13 protein-coding genes are annotated in these 16,731 nt (G+C 58.0%); 8 read left to right on the top strand and 5 right to left on the bottom strand.

The annotated features are described in order from the left end of the window. The first annotated feature begins 1,069 nt into the window (after nt 1–1,069). Nucleotides 1,070–1,354 carry a hypothetical protein gene (locus tag AB4Y32_RS30575; RefSeq protein ID WP_368724902.1) on the top strand — a complete coding sequence of 95 codons (285 nt, stop codon included), beginning with the start codon at nt 1,070–1,072 and terminating at the stop codon, nt 1,352–1,354. 412 nt (nt 1,355–1,766) lie between these two features. Then, entirely contained in the window at nt 1,767–2,129 is a 363-nt protein-coding gene (locus AB4Y32_RS30580; RefSeq protein WP_368724903.1) for a hypothetical protein, read from the top strand. 453 nt (nt 2,130–2,582) lie between these two features. On the opposite strand, the gene AB4Y32_RS30585 is transcribed toward AB4Y32_RS30580, so the two are convergent. Beyond that, complete coding sequence (locus AB4Y32_RS30585) at nt 2,583–2,879, bottom strand: hypothetical protein (RefSeq protein ID WP_368724904.1); 297 nt, start codon at nt 2,877–2,879, stop codon at nt 2,583–2,585. 132 nt (nt 2,880–3,011) lie between these two features. Between AB4Y32_RS30585 and AB4Y32_RS30590 the strand changes: the two genes are divergently transcribed. After that, nucleotides 3,012–4,757 carry an AAA family ATPase gene (locus AB4Y32_RS30590; RefSeq protein WP_368724905.1) on the top strand — a complete coding sequence of 582 codons (1,746 nt, stop codon included), beginning with the start codon at nt 3,012–3,014 and terminating at the stop codon, nt 4,755–4,757. A gap of 779 nt (nt 4,758–5,536) precedes the next feature. Next, nucleotides 5,537–5,704 carry a hypothetical protein gene (locus tag AB4Y32_RS40740; protein ID WP_439899861.1) on the top strand — a complete coding sequence of 56 codons (168 nt, stop codon included), beginning with the start codon at nt 5,537–5,539 and terminating at the stop codon, nt 5,702–5,704. Nucleotides 5,705–5,848: 144 nt separating this feature from the next. Here AB4Y32_RS40740 and AB4Y32_RS30600 read toward each other — a convergent pair whose 3' ends face one another. The 3 genes from AB4Y32_RS30600 to AB4Y32_RS30610 all read right to left on the bottom strand — a co-directional run bounded on the left by AB4Y32_RS30600 (nt 5,849) and on the right by AB4Y32_RS30610 (nt 7,370). Next, the gene (locus tag AB4Y32_RS30600; RefSeq protein ID WP_368724906.1) at nt 5,849–6,409 is read right to left on the bottom strand and encodes a hypothetical protein; all 561 of its coding nucleotides are present in this window, start codon (nt 6,407–6,409) and stop codon (nt 5,849–5,851) included. A gap of 99 nt (nt 6,410–6,508) precedes the next feature. Next, nucleotides 6,509–7,069 (bottom strand): integrase domain-containing protein, encoded by a 561-nt coding sequence (locus AB4Y32_RS30605; RefSeq protein WP_368724907.1) that lies wholly within the window; start codon nt 7,067–7,069, stop codon nt 6,509–6,511. Further along, nucleotides 7,059–7,370 (bottom strand): hypothetical protein, encoded by a 312-nt coding sequence (locus AB4Y32_RS30610; protein ID WP_368724908.1) that lies wholly within the window; start codon nt 7,368–7,370, stop codon nt 7,059–7,061. Before AB4Y32_RS30610 ends, AB4Y32_RS30605 begins: the two co-directional genes overlap by 11 nt. Nucleotides 7,371–8,786: 1,416 nt before the next feature. Here AB4Y32_RS30610 and AB4Y32_RS30615 point away from each other — a divergent pair. The 4 genes from AB4Y32_RS30615 (at nt 8,787) to AB4Y32_RS30630 (ending at nt 14,204) form a co-directional block, all read left to right on the top strand. Continuing rightward, a protein-coding gene (locus AB4Y32_RS30615) for an IS3 family transposase (protein WP_368724909.1) occupies nt 8,787–9,904 on the top strand; the annotation gives its coding sequence in 2 pieces (ribosomal slippage) (nt 8,787–9,045 and nt 9,045–9,904; 1,119 coding nt in all). A gap of 700 nt (nt 9,905–10,604) precedes the next feature. Further along, nucleotides 10,605–11,471, top strand: a complete 867-nt coding sequence (locus AB4Y32_RS30620) for a hypothetical protein (protein WP_368724910.1) — start codon at nt 10,605–10,607, stop codon at nt 11,469–11,471. 1 nt (nt 11,472) lies between these two features. Then, nucleotides 11,473–12,123 carry a hypothetical protein gene (locus AB4Y32_RS30625; RefSeq protein WP_368724911.1) on the top strand — a complete coding sequence of 217 codons (651 nt, stop codon included), beginning with the start codon at nt 11,473–11,475 and terminating at the stop codon, nt 12,121–12,123. Between the two features lie 884 nt (nt 12,124–13,007). Continuing rightward, entirely contained in the window at nt 13,008–14,204 is a 1,197-nt protein-coding gene (locus AB4Y32_RS30630) for an ISL3 family transposase (RefSeq protein ID WP_368724912.1), read from the top strand. A 366-nt stretch (nt 14,205–14,570) separates the two neighbouring features. Here the strand turns inward: AB4Y32_RS30630 and AB4Y32_RS30635 are convergent, their stop codons facing one another. Next, a complete protein-coding gene (locus AB4Y32_RS30635; RefSeq protein ID WP_368724913.1) occupies nt 14,571–15,965 on the bottom strand; it encodes a replication initiation protein in 1,395 nt (464 codons plus the stop codon). Nucleotides 15,966–16,731 lie beyond the last annotated feature (766 nt).

A 16,731-nucleotide genomic window follows, 5' to 3' on the forward strand; every position in this document is an offset into this window, starting at 1 on the left:
TCTGGCAGACAAGAGACTCTCCCTTGGGCGTCGTTTGTGCAAGATGCCTGAGGGAGATCCCCTCCGCTACATCACGCAAGCTGCTCAAAACGCCCCGAATTCCCATCGATTTACGTGCTCACGCTCACCATGCCATCTTCGCTGAATCGCTTCTTCATTGTCGTTCCTTTTGGGAACGAACTCTACATTGTTATCGAACTAAGCGCGTGGAGCAGGTCGGCTACGGGAGCTCCCGGTTCGTCCAGCTCCGGCCACTCGGGATTCGCGGCGAGCGCCGTTTGCGACGATTCGTACTCACACTTTCAATGACGGCATTTTCTTAACTCGCGCTTTAATCAAATCCGTCATCGAACGCGGCGGCCGCTTCCCGTCGTTCGCGGCTGTCACTTCCAGATATGGGGACACGTGCTCGAGGTGCGTGTGTCAAGCGAACGACCTTGTGCTACCAGACGGCTCGCGAACGTTCGGCGCCCACTGTGCTGCTGCGTCCGGCACAGAGGCCAGCGGCACGGAACAGACCGGTGACGTACTTTGAAGGCTGTCGGCAGCAAGGTATTCGACCGTCTCACCATCGACGTTGACCCGGCCTTAACGGTCAGTTCGAATGCGCCGCCTTTCCGTGTGACGATCAGCCGAGTTTCGGACAGCACGCCGCGATACTCCCGGCGATCCAAACCAGCACCGGCACCGCGTTCGTAGCGCCATTCAACATAGCGATCGAACGCGGCAATGGGCGCTCGTGCGAGAGGTAGATACACCGGGGCGGCAGCCCTTCGCGATCGAGCCTCGCAAGCTGACCTCTTCGCTCGCGCCCCGATCGGGCGAGTACATCGCGCACTTCGAGTGCAATTTCGGTGACTCGCATCCGGATTCAAAGAAAAGGTGACGTCCAGGCTGATCGGGCCTTGACCAGCTATTTGCGCAGCGTTATTGACAGTAGGCTCCGATGCGGCGGGTCCTGAGATCACGTCTCGAGAAAGCGGTCTTATCGAACTCGAGTCCCAAAACGACCCGTTTCACAAATTGTGCCTTCGCGAGCACATTATCAGCGTGGCCCGCCATCTCCCCTTTGAAACGTGATGCAGCTTGTGACGATCAGGAACTTGCATCTGCTAGATCTCATGCGATCCTGAGCTGTCTCTGCGCCGAAACGCATGTAGAGAGCCAGTCGCCTCTTCTGCGCGTCGTTGGCAAGCGGACATCCAAAACCTACATCACCGACAATTTCATGATCCATCAAGACAACAGAAACCTGTGGCGCGTGTTCGTCAACGAATGCAAGGAACTCCTCCTCGAGTACTTCATGCCGGTCATCGGCTTGGCAAAGTGGGTAATGCGCTCCTGGCGTAAGTGAACCTCAGAAAAATTCACGGAGTCTGAAATGAAATCCAGTCGCTTTACGCTAGCAAACGGCCGAGTGGTCATCAAGCTCGTCACTGATTCCGGCATTACCGGCTATGTCGATACATGCATTCCGCCCGAAGTGATGGAGGCATGGCACCGGCGGCTTTCTGCGAGCCTGCGACGCTCGATCTACCGGTCCCGCCGCGCCCTCCGACAAGGGCGTCAACGCCGGCGAATCGCTGTGCGCCGACGCATTCGCCGTCCACGTCGGTGCCGGCGGTTGAGACTATGCGCGAGTCGACTTCCGCTCGTCCCGCGACGATAGAGGAGCAGCGTTTGCGCCGCAAGCATGTGCTTCTAAATCTGTTCCGGCGCCGCCGCCGGGATGCGTTTCCTCTTCCACTGTCCCAACGGAGTACTCAATGCACGACGATCCGCATTCCAGATCCCTGTTCGACTTCGTCCACCCAGACCATGCATGGCTTCCTCGCTCCGTCAGACGGTTCTGGAATGGCGTCGGCCTCCTCCTATTCTTCGCGCCACCATTCATGGGTTGCACGTCTGGCCTGGGGGTGGTCCTGGGACTATCGAGACTTGAGGAAATCTGTCCAGCGTTGGCACAGGGCATGGCCCTCGGCGTAATTGCACTCGTCAAGGTGTGCGCCATTGCGTTCGCCAGTCTCTTTGTTACTGCGGATATCTACGGGCGTCATGAGCTTGCCCACCTTATCCGCGAGGACATTTACGAGATGATAGAAGAACACATCGTGCCCTTGTTCCGCTAGCCGACTACGACGTTGCCACGACCAGTTCCGTCCATGGTCTTTTCATAAGTTTTCGCGCGAAGTCGCGTGTGGTGACGCATGCTGCATGCATCACCTTATTGATGCTTTCCACATCGACCAATGCCGACATCTGGCTCACAGCCCGTTCCGCACTTCTGTCTGGCTGCTGAGGCTACATGTCGGCGTTGGCAGGCGCCGCGTCGCAATCCGCGAACTGAAATGCAGTCGGCGGCGCCCCTCCTCCGCACAGGCGCAGCCAGCCTGACCTGCCCTCCTTGCGGGGACAACGATCTCTCGACCGTGCGTAATCCGTCAGCTTTAGCCTCAACGCCATGTACGGCGTTGTTGAAGTGAAGGCATGGCTGACCGGCATAGCCCCCGACATTCTCAATTCTCAGGGGCCACACTTGTCCGGCGACGGGAAAAGGTGCCGAAACGTCGTACGACCTTCGGTCAGGACAGGATCAGATGGGCACCGTGGCTGCCTGCCTTCGTGGAGCGCAGCGGGCAGTCACCCCATACATAACCGCTGTTCCCAAACAGCCAACGCTGCGTCGAATCCGAAGCCGACTTGTGTTCTGCAAAACGCGTGAGAGCATGGTTTTGAGCCTGCGAACGAACCACTGAGGTCGTGTAGATCGCAGCCCGAAATAAAAAATCCCGAGGTGCACAATGCGCGAAATTTTCCGCTATTTCTTCGATGTCTTTTTCTGGGTTCCGGCCGTTCTGCTCGCTGTGACGCTGGCTCATTCATTCGACGTGAACGGCTATCACATGAGCACGCAGACGAGCCAGTCACTGCTGGCGATCACGCTGGTTGCGGCGTGGGCGATCTGGGCGCGCCGACGCGATAGCTGGATCTGGACGCAGGTTGTATTCGGTGTGCTCAGCCTCGGCTTGCTGCGCCTGATGTTCGCGTTCAACCAGTACAGCATGTACGGCACGATCATCTGGGGCCTCGCGTTTCTTGGCATGGTCTACCAGCACCGGAAGATGCAGCGGGTCGGCACGGGTTACCCGACGTCGCCGCAGGTTGCGACCGCTACGGCGACCGCGCAAGGCCAGGCTCCGCGTCAGGAACAGCCGAAGGCACCGGCATCCGACTACGATCACAAGGTGCAGGCCGCGCGCTTTACGTTCAACCACATCGTCGGCATGGCGGATACCAAACGTCGCCTGCTTGGCGCGGCGCAGGAGATCATTGGCGGCGTGGCGTCGGAGCGCAATGGCGTAATCCTCTTTGGGGAACCCGGCAATGGCAAGACGCTGTTTTCGGAGGCGCTTGCTGGCGAGTTGGGCATTCCGTTCTTTTCGATCGCGTACGGCGATGTTGCGTCGCCCTGGATCAACGAGACGCCGATGAAGGTCAAGGCTGCGTTTGACCGGGCCCGGCGTGCTGGTGTGTGTGTATTCTTCATCGACGAGTTCGACTCGTTCGTGAAGTCGCGTGACAGCCGGTCGGCTCACTCGATGGACCAGGACCTGACGAACGTGATCCTGACCGAAGTGGTGTCGCTGCGTGGTTCGCGTGTGGTGCTGGTTGCGGCCACTAATTATCTCGAGAAGCTTGACGCCGCGAGCATTCGTGAAGGTCGCTTCGACTACAAGATTGAAGTGCCCTCACCGGACCTCGAAGCGCGTGAGGCGATCCTGCGTAAGTCGATCGGTGATGCACTGGGTTTCGCAGCGGTGGACGGCAACGTGGTCGCAAGCCTTGCCGATCGATGGGAAGGCTTCAGCGCGAGCCGGCTGGCGAAGGTTGGTGCAGAACTCAAGACCATGCGGCGCGACGGTCAGATCGGCCAGGGCAAGGTGTCGTTCGACAACGGCATGCTCGCGATGCGCCAGATGGTTGGTCGCAAGGGCAAGCTGCCGGAAAAGGTGCTGGCGATCGACGACATCATCATGCCGTTGCAGTCGCGTGACGCCCTGAAAGATCTGGCGTTCAAGATGAAGAACATCGCGAGCCTCGAAAAGATCGGTGGCCGGGTTCCGGCAGGCCTGGTGTTCATGGGCCCGCCGGGCACCGGCAAGACGGCTGCGGCAATGGCACTGGCCAAGGCGAGCGAGTGGGCGTTCCTCAAGACAACGGGGGCCGAGATCCTGTCGGACCCGGCCTCGTGGGACAAGCTGGTTCGAGAAGCAAAGGACATTCGTCCGGTCGTGGTGTTTCTGGATGAAGCTGACGATATCCTCTGCGATCGTCGCGTCTCCGCCCACGGCACGATCACGAACAAGCTGCTCACGACGCTCGACGGTGGCGGCGGCCGCGTGCGCGATATCATCTACGTGGCCGCGACGAACCACTTTGACCGGATCGATCCGGCGGCGGTGCGCGGTGGTCGATTCGATGAGAAGATTGTCTTCGACGTGCCGTCGGCAGACGATGTGCAACGGTACGCGAGGAAGAGGCTCACCGCCCTCGCTGGCAGGGAATTCCGGATTCTCCCTACGACGCTAGACACGCTCGCACTGGTTCTGTCCGGCCGCTCGATCGCCGACGCGGATGCCCTTGTTCAGAAAACCCTCGACTCGGCGGCGGTGCGCGCACTGCGGGAGCGGATCGCGGAAATCCGCCCAGACGACGTCGAAGCAGCGGCACGCACGGTGTTCGCCGTTGGGCCCTGACAGAGGTTGCAAACACGCGCGAGCAAGTCTTTGCCTTTCCTTGATGTCTACGGCCTATCGAGTTCAGAGGCATCGTATTACAAGATCGTCGCCCGCCGCCGGTGCGAGAACCTGATGGGTGGTCAACGCAGGCTCATCGACCAGAAACAAGCGGCCCTTTCGAGTCGGCAGAGGCGCGGGCAGTAAATCGTCGCTCGCGCGTCTCCCCTGGCATCTGCACTGTGCGAGGTTTTCCGGCGCATCCCGCATCTTGAACCGACCCTCATACGTTATTCTAAATTATGATTTCTCTCGGCCATGTGAATTAACATGGCCATCTGAAAACATGGCCATGTTATGTGAGGCCGGATTCAGGTGCAAGCGGCATGAAGTGACACTCTCGTGCCGTCTCGCGCGAGCAGCCAGCCACCTTCGCGGCCGCTGCTCGCGGGCCACGCGCCGCCTTCATGATTTCCGACGGCCGAATCGCGCGCCGAGTTCACAGGCGCGTCTCGCGTTCAACGCTCAACGTACCGGACAGGTATGCCTTCCCTTCCTGATGCCGCAGCCACCCGCAGAGCCGATCGCCCGACGCCGTGGACCGCGGCGACACCCATTAGCGCGCCGGTGTAGCGGCGAAGGTTTTGGCCGGTGGGGAGAAGTCGGAGGCGGCATAGCCGCCAGAGGGTTCTCCCCATCGGCGGCGCCGAGCCGGCCGGGCTCTACGACGGCTGATCGAATAAGAAAGCGATCAGCTACATGTCTGGAACCCGCATTACCGACCAACAGGTCGCCTCTACATGTCCAACCGCAAACATCTCACGCAGGAGATCGCCGCCGCCAAGGCCGGCATCTGTGTCGGCGCCGCCCGGCGCATAGAACGGGACACCGTACTGCCATCACAGAAACCGCGTCGTTACTGGCGTTCCCGTCCCTATCCCTTCGCCGACGTCCGGGATACTGACTGAAGTCGTTCCGATGCTCGCGAACGCTCCGCCACTTCAGGCGGTCACGATCCTGCGCAAGCTGCAGGGCGATCATCCCTGATGCAAGACATTGGAACGGGATGGCAGCGCGCGCAGTGTGCCCCGCGCGCCGCTGCGCGTTTCCGCTCAGAAGTCTGCCGTGCTACGGGTGAGCGCCGGCACAGGTCCGCGCGTATCCGACTCGATCACGGTACGCTTTTGCGCGCGGCGCTCGTCAAACGCGGAACCCTCCGCACCGCCAGCGGACTTGTTCCGGTCGCTGGCGCCGTTGGACGAACCCGCAACCTTCTCCGCTTCCGCGGCCCCTGCCTTCTTCTCTTCGGCCTTTGCCCTCTCCTCCGCGGACGTCGTCTCGAGATCGTCCGGATGCTTCCGGCCTGCCGGCGCATTCTTGTAATACGCACCAGGCAGACCAGAATCTGCCGACGTCGTGCGCACGGTGCCCGAGCGGGCCTGATTCGTCGGGAGACTCGCGCCGGTCGCTTCACGTGCGTCCGAGACCGGTTCGCTGACGGTGCGTTGCGGCTCAACTTGCGCATCGCTTCCGTTCACGACCGTTTCCACATCAACGGCAGCCGCTCCCAGCTGCGCCGCAGCTTCATCATCGGCTTTCTTGACGTTCTTCGGCGTCGGCCCGAAATAGCTGGCTGTGACCTGAACGCGACTATGCCCGAGGCGCTCGCTCACGCGCCTCTTCCGATTCCTCATTTCGTCGGCGTCGAATTCATCCCCCTTGCCGCCCAATGTCGTCGGGACAAAACCCTCAAAGAGCGCGCAGTTTTCTGCTTACTCCGCACGCAGGCCGTGTCCGCACACGGAGCAATTGGCCTTCGAAATGCCCAGCTTGCCCATGTGGTAGTCGTAGCGTTTTAAGTTCCGTTCGAGGTCCGCGTTGAGGCCCCGGATAGTTTTTTTCCATCCCAGGCGATCGCGTTTGCCGATGTGCTGCTTCACGTAATCCAGCACCACGTACTGAAACTGGAACTCAATGTGGATCGTGCGCTGTTTCCCGCCCTTCGCCCCGCCATAGACGATGATCGCGTTGTGCCCAAGATCACGCTGATCGCTAACCCACGGTTGAAAGCTGACCGCTTCCTTTTTGCGAAGCCCGAACGCGAGTTGCATCGCGATCACCATCCCGAATCGGTTATCAATCTCAAACGCCTCCCGCATTTTGGCTTCGACGTCGATACCGTTCGCGCTCCAGGACTTCGTTGTGTCGGCCACGGCCGTAACCTTCACACGTTCTGGACTCGCATCCGGGAGGTAGTACTGCAACGGTTTCACGAGGTTCGGCTTGCCGACCCACCGGGAGAACTTCCGCAGCACCGAAATTTCATTGCGCATCCGTCGCTGGCGCCTTGTTCTCCGTGTACCAGTATTGCGCCAGCAGTTTGATGTGAGCCTCCGCGAGATTGCGGGGATGAATCGGCCGGTTGAGCTTGTGGTGCAGCGTCCCGAAGATGGCGAACAGCACTTGCGCGTTTAGCTCCATCGTCCGGTGCGAGGCCTGCCTGTTGTTCGCGCGCTTGTGGACGTTCGCATCTATGATCTCTTGCAACTCCGCCTTCCAGCCCTTCGGCTGATCACCGCTCCTGCTGTTCGTGTCACTGGAGCGTTCGTCGAAACCACGTCCGTTCTTCGCCATACTGTTTCTTCCATAATGTGAAATGCAGCGCCGGTGCGTAGGTATGCACTGGCCGGGTATCTGGCGCATGCGCTCGTACCCAAGCATCGAAACTAGCCATTCACCACTATCCGATCTCGCAGTCGGTCGTAGTTCGGCGCGCCTGTCGCAGCACACCCGGGAGAAGGCAGACAAACAGACAAACTCCTGCATATCACATCGTGAAAAAGTCGCATAGTCGTAAAAATGTGCGATTCCGAGTGGGAAGCTGACCTGACGCTAACCACCAAGCCCGGCCCTTACGGTTACCGGGTTACCTAGCACGTGACCGTAGCTAGGCGCGGGCCCTTTAAGGGGAGCCAACCTGTGCGCGTCCATCCTCGCGGTGAGGACGGTTCTGAGATAGCGCACTTATCTCCAGGGATTAACTCTCTCGCCCTGACAGGCGAGCGAAGCCCTACCACGATCCCGCTGACGCGAAGAATCCATGGCTCGTCGGGATGACGAACAGCTTCAGTTTTTTGGTCGGTTCAGGCTGGGAATTCGGCTGCACGTATGTGTGCATTAAGGCGCCGAAACCTTCCCGCTCAGCCGCACTCGTCAAGGGTTTGCGCCTTGCCTCTGTACGGAAATGTGTCCTGAAACCGCTAGGTCGAAAAAAAAACGCCGCGAGGGCGTGATCCTACTTTTTGCGCGGATGGCTCCGCGTGATATCTGTGAAACGGGCGCCTCGTGCGAGTACGAGACTTTGCTACTGCCGCAGCGGCGGCACGGTTGAATCTGATGGGCAGCAGTAAATCACATGTCCACGATGCTTGCAAGCGGAGACTTCTTCGCCCTCGAAAATGCAGAGCCTCGCGATTTCAGAGGCTGTATTTGCCGAGCGCGGAGTCGATTCACCGCAAGACGAATAATCCTCACCACTCAGATTTGTAAAGTTGCTTCGTGTCACACTTAAGTTGTCGATGTCACACCTTAAGTTGTCGATGTCACACCTTAAGTTGTCGATGTCACGTCTTACGTTGCTTGCTGTCACGTCTTAAGTTGCTTCCGCTTGCACTTCTACCTTGTTCGTTCATCGCCAGATCACCTGCTCCATCAACGCTGAGCGCCGAATGTCGCGCCAACATCCCGGTCTTTCGACCGCCACATTGCTCCAGAGGCAGCGAAAATTCCCTGACGGCTCGTTGCCAAATGTCCCGCCTTGAGTTGCTCGATGTCACGCCTTAAGTTGCTCGATGTCACGCCTTAAGTTGCTCGATGTCACGCCTTAGGTTGCTCGTTGTCACACCTTATGTTGCGCGACCTCGCGTGAAGCAACGAGTGCGCGATGTTGTCGTGTGACATCGCACCGTTGGCAGCGCGTGGTTGACCTGCCCCCGCCAAACAGGGCCAACCGGAACCTGGTAAAGTTCGTTTTCGGAGAGGAAGACGAACATGAAGAAGCGCTTCTCGGAAGAACAAATCATTGGGTTCCTGAAGGAGGCTGAGGCCGGCATGCCGGTCAAGGAGCTCTGCAGGAAGCATGGTTTCAGTGACGCCTCGTTCTATACGTGGCGGGCGAAGTTCGGCGGCATGGAAGTCTCGGAAGCGCGTCGGCTGAAGGGTCTGGAGGCAGAGAACGCGCGGCTGAAGAAGTTGCTGGCCGAAGCGATGCTCGACATGGAAGCGTTGAAGGTGGTCGTGAAGGGAAAGCCCTGAGCCCGCAAGCCAAACGTGAGGCAGTGGCGGCGATTCGGCAGAAAGTCGATATCTCCGAACGTCGCGCCTGCCGGCTTGTCGGGCTTTCACGCAGCGTGCTGCATTACGATGCAAAACCGGACCACGGGAACGAGGCGCTGACCGCGCGTTTGGTAGAACTGGCTTATGAACGACGCCGCTTCGGATACCGGCGACTGCATGCGCTGGTGAAGCGAGAAGGAATCCACGCAAATCATAAGCGTGTGCATCGTCTTTATCGTGAGGCCGGGCTCGCAGTGCGGCGCCGTCGTCGGCGACACGGCGTGATGATTGAGCGTGAGCAGCTGTCTTTGCCCGCAGCCGCCAACGAGGTCTGGTCAATGGATTTCGTCATGGATGCTTTGTCGAACGGGCGGCGGCTGAAGTGTCTGACCATCGTCGACGACTTCACGAAGGAATCCGTCGATATCGTCGCCGACCACAGCATCTCGGGCCGGTACGTCACCCGGGTGCTTGACCGTGCAGCGCGCTTCAGGGGTTATCCGAAAGCGATACGGACTGACCAGGGGCCGGAATTCACCAGCCGTGCGCTCGACCAGTGGGCGTATGCGAATGGCGTGACCTTGAAATTGATTCAGCCGGGCAAACCGACGCAGAATGCTTATATCGAGTCATTCAATGGCAGGTTTCGCGATGAATGCCTGAACGAGCACTGGTTCAAAACGCTCGCCTACGCCCGGACAATCATTGCAGCATGGCGTCAGGACTACAACGAGCAAAGGCCGCACAGCGCATTGAACTATCTTTCGCCAGCCGCATTCGCTGTAATGCAACGCGCAACAACGGTGGCTCCTGCCGCCCAGGAGCAGGCTTGAATGGGACTTTGCTAGAACCCTATTGGCACTGTCGAAGGGGGCAGGTCATGGTCAAAAATGGCTGCAGCGCTTCTCTTTACTGAAAGAAGTCTCGGATGGATGAGAAAGATCAATTCCTAGCAAGATTGCGCGGCGCCCGCAAACAACGTAATCGCGTCCTACGACCACACACTCAGTTAATAACTGAGCTGCGCGACGGCCGAGATTTTAGTTATGCCGAGATCGCTGCTTGGCTCGCTGAGAAAGAGAAAGTCTCAGTCACCCGATACGCCGTGGAGAAGCATTACAAGCGAGCGGCCGCCCGCCGGCGCGGCGCGACCAGCGCAACGGCTACAGTGCCCCAGTCACTTAGCCAGCACCCGCACCGACCGGGACTTCAGGAGGAAGACCACGGTCAGGAAGTTGCGTTGCCAGACTCTCCACTCGCACCGGAGCGGGCCGTCACCAAGTGCGGAGATGGTCAGCAGTTGCTCCCGACCGAGTCAGGCAAGGACCCGACTCATGTTTCCTCGCAGATCCCACTACCGACCTCCGCAGCATCCCCGTCGGGACCGCCGCAACCTGTTAGACCCGTAGACCGTTTTGCGACTTCGTTCGACGATGAGCTCGACGTCACCACCCCGGAATTCATAGCCGCAAGAGCGGCGGTACGACGAGGGCAATAAGCCTCACCGTGTTATCACTTACTAAAGGAAGCAACATGACTGAAAATCTCCTGGTCGCAAATAAGGCGGGTACGCTCGGAAAATCTACCATCGCCTCCATCGTGATCGCCCCTCGATTTGGTTGTGACGAGGTTATCGCGATTGAGACGGAGAACGCTGCTGGTACGCGATACGCAGAGAAGGTTAAGCATTTCACCGCTGATCTCTATAGCGACTACGCGGCCCATGTGATGGAAACCAACGACGCGGGCCGTCGTACGGTAACGGACCTTGGGTCTTCCAACTACGTGAGGTTCGTGGACAACTTGCGGTTGGCAGGCGGGATTGCCCTGATCGACTACCTCGTCGTCATCACGGATACACAGGAACGTTCGCAAACGGATGCCGTAGAAACCATCCGGGCCTTCTATAACTATGGACTGGATCCCTCAAAGGTCCGCGTTGTCCTCAACAAGGCGTCCCTCCCGAGTCCGACGATGCCGATCGAGCGACAATACGATACGTTGTTTGCCGCGGCTCGCGTCGACCCGCGCATCAAGCTCAACGCCAACTGCTGGATGCCCTCGTTGTCGATTTACGACCATATGGTCTTCAACGGAATCCGCTGGCACGAGCTCATGGCCGACACAACGGACCACGCTGCTGCTTTGAGGGCAACGATTGCAGACGGTGCGACGCTCGAACGGGCAAAAACTGTCGCCTTCCGCCTCGCGCGGATGGGAAGGGACGCAGCCATTAACTTTGCCGATCGGCTCTACGCCGAACTGAGCATTGGCGACCCCGTGCAACTCCTCAAGAACACCCCGAAGGTCGACAATCCTCCGGCGACGGCACCGGCCGACACGAAGAGCGACACGAGTCGGCCGAACACCGCGGAAAAGGCTCCCACCGTCAAGGCTTGACATGTTCCAGGACCACTACGCATTCCTGGCGATCTTCGACGATCTCCCTAAGACCCGTGATGAGTTGAAGGCGATTGAGTCTTCGATCGCCGCGAAGGCTAAGAGCGTTGAGCAATCGGCGGACAGGATTGACGGAGCGGTCCGGCAATGGCACGCCGGGCTCAAGGAACTCGGCACGCAACTCGGGCGCGACGTACATGACAACGGGTACGCCGCGCTCGAGAAGTACGTGGATGATATTCAAGAGACATCGATCTCAGAACTGCGAGAGATCGCGAGCTCCGCGGTGGCAGAAATTCGGCAGATCACATCGACAGCAGCGACCGAGTGGCGCGCGCTTTCCAACAATCAGCAGGAGACATTGCACCGCCAACTGAAAGATATAGCGGCGGCTGCAAATGGGCTCCCCCCTCTCCCACCGCGCCCGATCGCAGCATCACCTTTCGGTAACTGCGCGTATTTTGCGAAGCTGACGCTCGTTCGCGTGCGCCGTTTCTGTATCGAAGCGAAGTCCTTCGCCACCCTTGTCCTGGCGGTCGCCTCCACGACTGCGGCTGTCGCATTGGGTTTTGATCGCGGTGCAGCTCGCGTACGGCCCGATTTCCTTGTCATCCTTAACCTTCCGTTGATGCACTGGCGGTCAGTACATTGACCGTCGTCATCTCCATGTCTAGGTTGAGCGCGCCCCGGAACGCTCGCATCAACGTGCCGGCGCCAGGCTGAACCACCGAGCCTCTTCTACGCTCCGCTGCCAGCACGAACCCAACCGAGATGCGTCCGTCGCGCACTCCTTGTCACACACTCATCCTTCCAACGCTCGCACCCTCAACAGATCGCAGAGGATCCGGCGCCCTTGCCCTTCTCTCCCGCGCCTTCGCGAAGCCTACCGCGAACGTCCGCACGCTCAATCGATCGATAGAGTCCTCACACATTTTCAGAAACTGAATGCTATATTGCCCCGTGTTCATTCGAGTCCGCCTATGCGAACAGCTTTTTGAGTGAATGCCGGCCCCTTGCGATGAGCGAAGCGGAAAACGCACCGCCGAGCGTTCGGCATGAAGTCTCAGGATCCTCTCCGATCCGTCTATTTGGGATGTCGCCCCTCAACGAGGCACAGGCGCATCCAGCAATCCCCATCTAGGTTTTTCGTGTGCATGGTCTCGTGCGTGCGCTGGGTCGACAATGCGCTCTGCGGAACGCGTCGTCTCACGCTGAGACGAAATCGACAGCAAAAACCTTTGATTTGAAACGAAAACATAGGATTGGATTCGATCCATCCGCAGGTTTTTTTGTCGCTTTCCTATCGGATTTTCATCTGGCCCGCATTGCGCAGATCAAATCTTCTAAAAATTTCAGCTTTTCGCTAAATTCCACCGGAATTGTTCGCCTCTTTTGAAATCCGAGTGGGTGGTTTTGCGGGTCAAGGGCGGGCGTGAGCCCGGCGTAGCGAACCCTTGAGGCGCCTTGAATCGACAAGCTGGGGCATGGCTGATTGCGGCAGAATGCAGCAACCAGCCATGCAAGACGAAGCGAACAATGACCAATCAACTCTTTGAATCCGCCTTGGGAATCAGGGCTCCGTGGTATGTGCAAGGCGTCGACTTTGATACGGCCAAACGACAGCTGACGATTGCTGTGGACTTTGTCGCTGGCAGTCGCTTTGGCTACCTTGGGCTCGCCGGCGAGCACGCAGTGCATGACACGCAAATCAAGCGGCTGCGCCACCTGAATTTCTTCCAGCACGAGTGTTATCTGGAAGTGCGGGTGCCGCGAGTGCGCTTGCCGGATGGCTCGGTACGGCTGGTCGAGCCGGAATGGGTCGGCCAACTCGACGGTTTCACGTTGCTGTTCGAAGCGCTGGTGCTGATGCTGGCGCAGCAGATGCCGTTTGCCGCCGTGGCGCGCATCGTCAATCTGTCGTGGCACCGAGTGCATGCCATCTGCTCGCGCTATGTGGAACCCGCGCTGGCGTCGGCGAACCTGTCTGACGTGAGCTCGGTCGCCATTGATGAGACCTCGTACCGGCGAGGCCACGAGTATCTGACGCTGGTCGCCGATAGGCAGGCTCGGCGCGTCGTGTTTGAGAGCTTTGCAGCCTACCTTGGCAAGCACCACGGCATGCCTGAGCAAGTCACCTCCGTGAGCATCGACATGTCGCCCGCGTTCGTCAAAGGCGTGGGCGAACATCTGCCCAATGCGCGAGTGACGTTCGACAAGTTTCACATCGTCGCCCATGCGTCCAAGGCGCTTGATACGGTGCGTCGCCAACAACAGAAAGCCGACCCGGAACTCAAAGGGATGCGCTGGACGCTGCTCAAGGACGCCAACAAATTGAACCTTGCGCAATTGACCGACCTCGAGGCGCTGCTCAGGCAGTACACCACCAAGCGAACGGCCCGAGCCTGGTTGTATCGCGAGCAGTTGCGCGAGATTCTCGAACGCAAGCAAATTCATGTCGTCTCTGAGATGTTGCAGCAGTGGTGCACCAACGTCATGCGTTCGAAAGTCGAACCTATGAAGGACGTCGCACGGTTGATTCGTCGACACTTCGACGGCATCGTTGCGTGGACTCAGACTCGACAGACCAACGGCTTCATCGAAGCCATCAACGGCTTGTTTCAGGCCGCCAAGCGCAAGGCGCGTGGCTATACGCGCTTCGAAACCATGCGAACCGTGCTGTTTCTTATCGCGGGCAAACTCGACTTCTCCGCATTCAACTCGCATGCCCGCTGACGGCCGGGCCGTTACCCACTGCATTTTCAAAAGAGCCAATTGTTCCGATAGTAGCTGCATGCGCCGCGCGCCCACCCGCCCGCCGCGAGACCTTACCTGTTGTTTGTTGTTTTTGATGCAGATCGGATAGAGGTGGCTAATCTGGATCGCAATACCCCAATGTGTTCGAGGAGCGTTACCTGTCCACAGCCGTTGAAGTCATCAGCACTTCTGATATTGCGTCGTACCTCCCGCTTCCGAAGGACATCGCTCGTTTGAGGCGCGACCATATGCGAGATCGAAGTCGCGGCTGAAGGCGATCGTCTGACTGCAGATGCTACCAACGCCGACACCGCGAATGCATGGCTATGGAGCGATTCAGATATATTACGTGCGAGCGTTTGCCTTGGGCTTGTTGCGCAGGAACACGAACTGGTAGAAGGAGAATGACAGATCTTTGTGGTCTAGCACGTCACTATCGCGGATCGTGTCCTGATTAAGCTTCAGTCGCTTGATAGCCAGCTTACCCGCCGCCGAAGTGATGAAAGCACGCATGAGGTCCTTCTGGGTTTTTCCTTCGGCTTCTTCGTAGATGTCTCGACCGCTCTGAGCTTCTTCCACGGCTTTTGTCTTCGTACGTTCTTCGGCTGCGGCGGCGCTCGCTGCCACAGAAGCGATTGCCTGCTCCTTCACTGTGGCTTCTAATTGTGCCTGCTCATTTTTCTTTTCAAGCACTTTCTTCATGCGACGCTCGGCCTCGGAAAGCTTGTAGCCCTCAGTGATCGCTTTCATCAGGTAGCCAGAAGGGCTCTTCTTTATTTGCGCGCCGTCGATCTTGGCCCGCGTGTATTCGATTGCGTTAAGGATGCGTTCGTCCGACCATATCGCTCTGTTCTGGGATATTGCGTTGAACTGCTTCTCGGTGAAGCCGAATTCGTTCTTTAGTGTCGTGTAGATCTCCTGCGCGCCGAGCAAGCTTGCGCGAACCGCGTCGGCACCCGCCTTACGGGAGAGTCTGAAACGGATGCGGTCAATTTTTTTAGACTTCGGACTTTCCGTTCGCGTCTCGTAACTCAATTCGATGTCTGACACTTCGTTGATTTGCTTCACAGCGGGCTCGAGGCTATCCCGCTTGAAATACTTGAAGACTGTGGCAGTAGAGCCCGCCTTACCGGGCCAACTGCGAACGATGTCAATCTCAAACCAGTCCGTGATGCCGTCCGCCAGATACGCTATGGCATGGTCATAAATAGCGCGTGCATAGGTCAGCGTGAACGCTGACGTAATGCGGAGACTCAACCAGTGGGACTTCTCCGGGTCCTTGATGTGACGAATAAGTGGCTGCGGCACCTCAAACGTTATGCGGCCCTTATCAATACCGACGATTCCGAGAAGTTGTACAGAAACCCATTTCTCGTTTTCAGGAGAAGTGCTACCCGGCGGAGTCGCTAACACTTGGATCAAGGCCTTTTGGGCTTCAGAGACGACTGCCCGTAGGTGCTTGTAGTTGTAGCTGTCGTAACGCATGAGCCAGCGAAAGTAGCTTAGCTCGACATCGTAGTACTTAGGCGTCGTTGACTCTTGCGCGACGATGAAGTGGGCGGCATCAAGAAGCCTGCGGGCCGTAACTCCCACATCAGTCACGTCTACGAAAACGTTGTTTCGTTGATAGCCAATTTCTTTGGTCGACTTGTGAATCGGCGTGTCGGACGCCAACATCTCCTCGAACAGTTCGAGCGACAACTGCCGGGATGTTGCGCGCGTCGTTACGTCTTTTGACATCGAGGCCCTCAGTCATGGTCAGCCGCGCAGACTCTATCACGTGTAGGTGAGATGTCAAAACAATAAGTCTCACCATCAGATGTGGCCGAGTTCAACAATTTGGCTCACCCACCGCGCGTCACTCCCATTCAACAATTTCCCTCACCTTCTGCCAAGGTTTTACTGCAGCCGCGCTCGCTGCCGTTGGTTTGTATTTTTAAGTTCTTAAAATACCAACCCACCTACATACAGGGACTGACAGATCACCATTAAAACAAGCAGTTATCTGAGCAAAGGTGAACTTTTTTGTGCCTAAGGTGAGACCTTTTCGTCGACGACGGTGAGGGAAAATCGTCTGTGAAGGTGAAGCGTTTACCAGCCGAAGGTGGGGGGTTTTGTTGCGGTTGGAATCATGGTGAGAAAAATTGTTGAACACCCGCAAATTGACGGAGAGCCATGCTGGACGGCTATTCGGGCGTGCTCGGGGCTGTTTGTAGGTGAGCTTTTTTGTTGCATATGGGGAAGACGAACTGGTGTGGACGGAGCCGCCACGCTTGTGGGAATGTTTCTGCCGAAACGACGACGCTCTACAAGGTGAGAAGAATTGTGGCCCCTCCTGCATGATTCTCAACAGTGGTGGTGATGAGGGTGGTGAGACATTTTGTTGAGCGCTCACTGTGCAGGAGTCCATGGTGAGCCAAATTGTTGGCGATGATGGGTACGCGGATCGCAGCATGACTACTTTCCGACCGCGCCCGCCAAGTGCTTCACCGATAGTGATTCAGAT

Source organism: Paraburkholderia phymatum (assembly GCF_040965635.1).
GTDB classification, from domain to species: Bacteria; Pseudomonadota; Gammaproteobacteria; order Burkholderiales; family Burkholderiaceae; genus Paraburkholderia; species Paraburkholderia phymatum_B.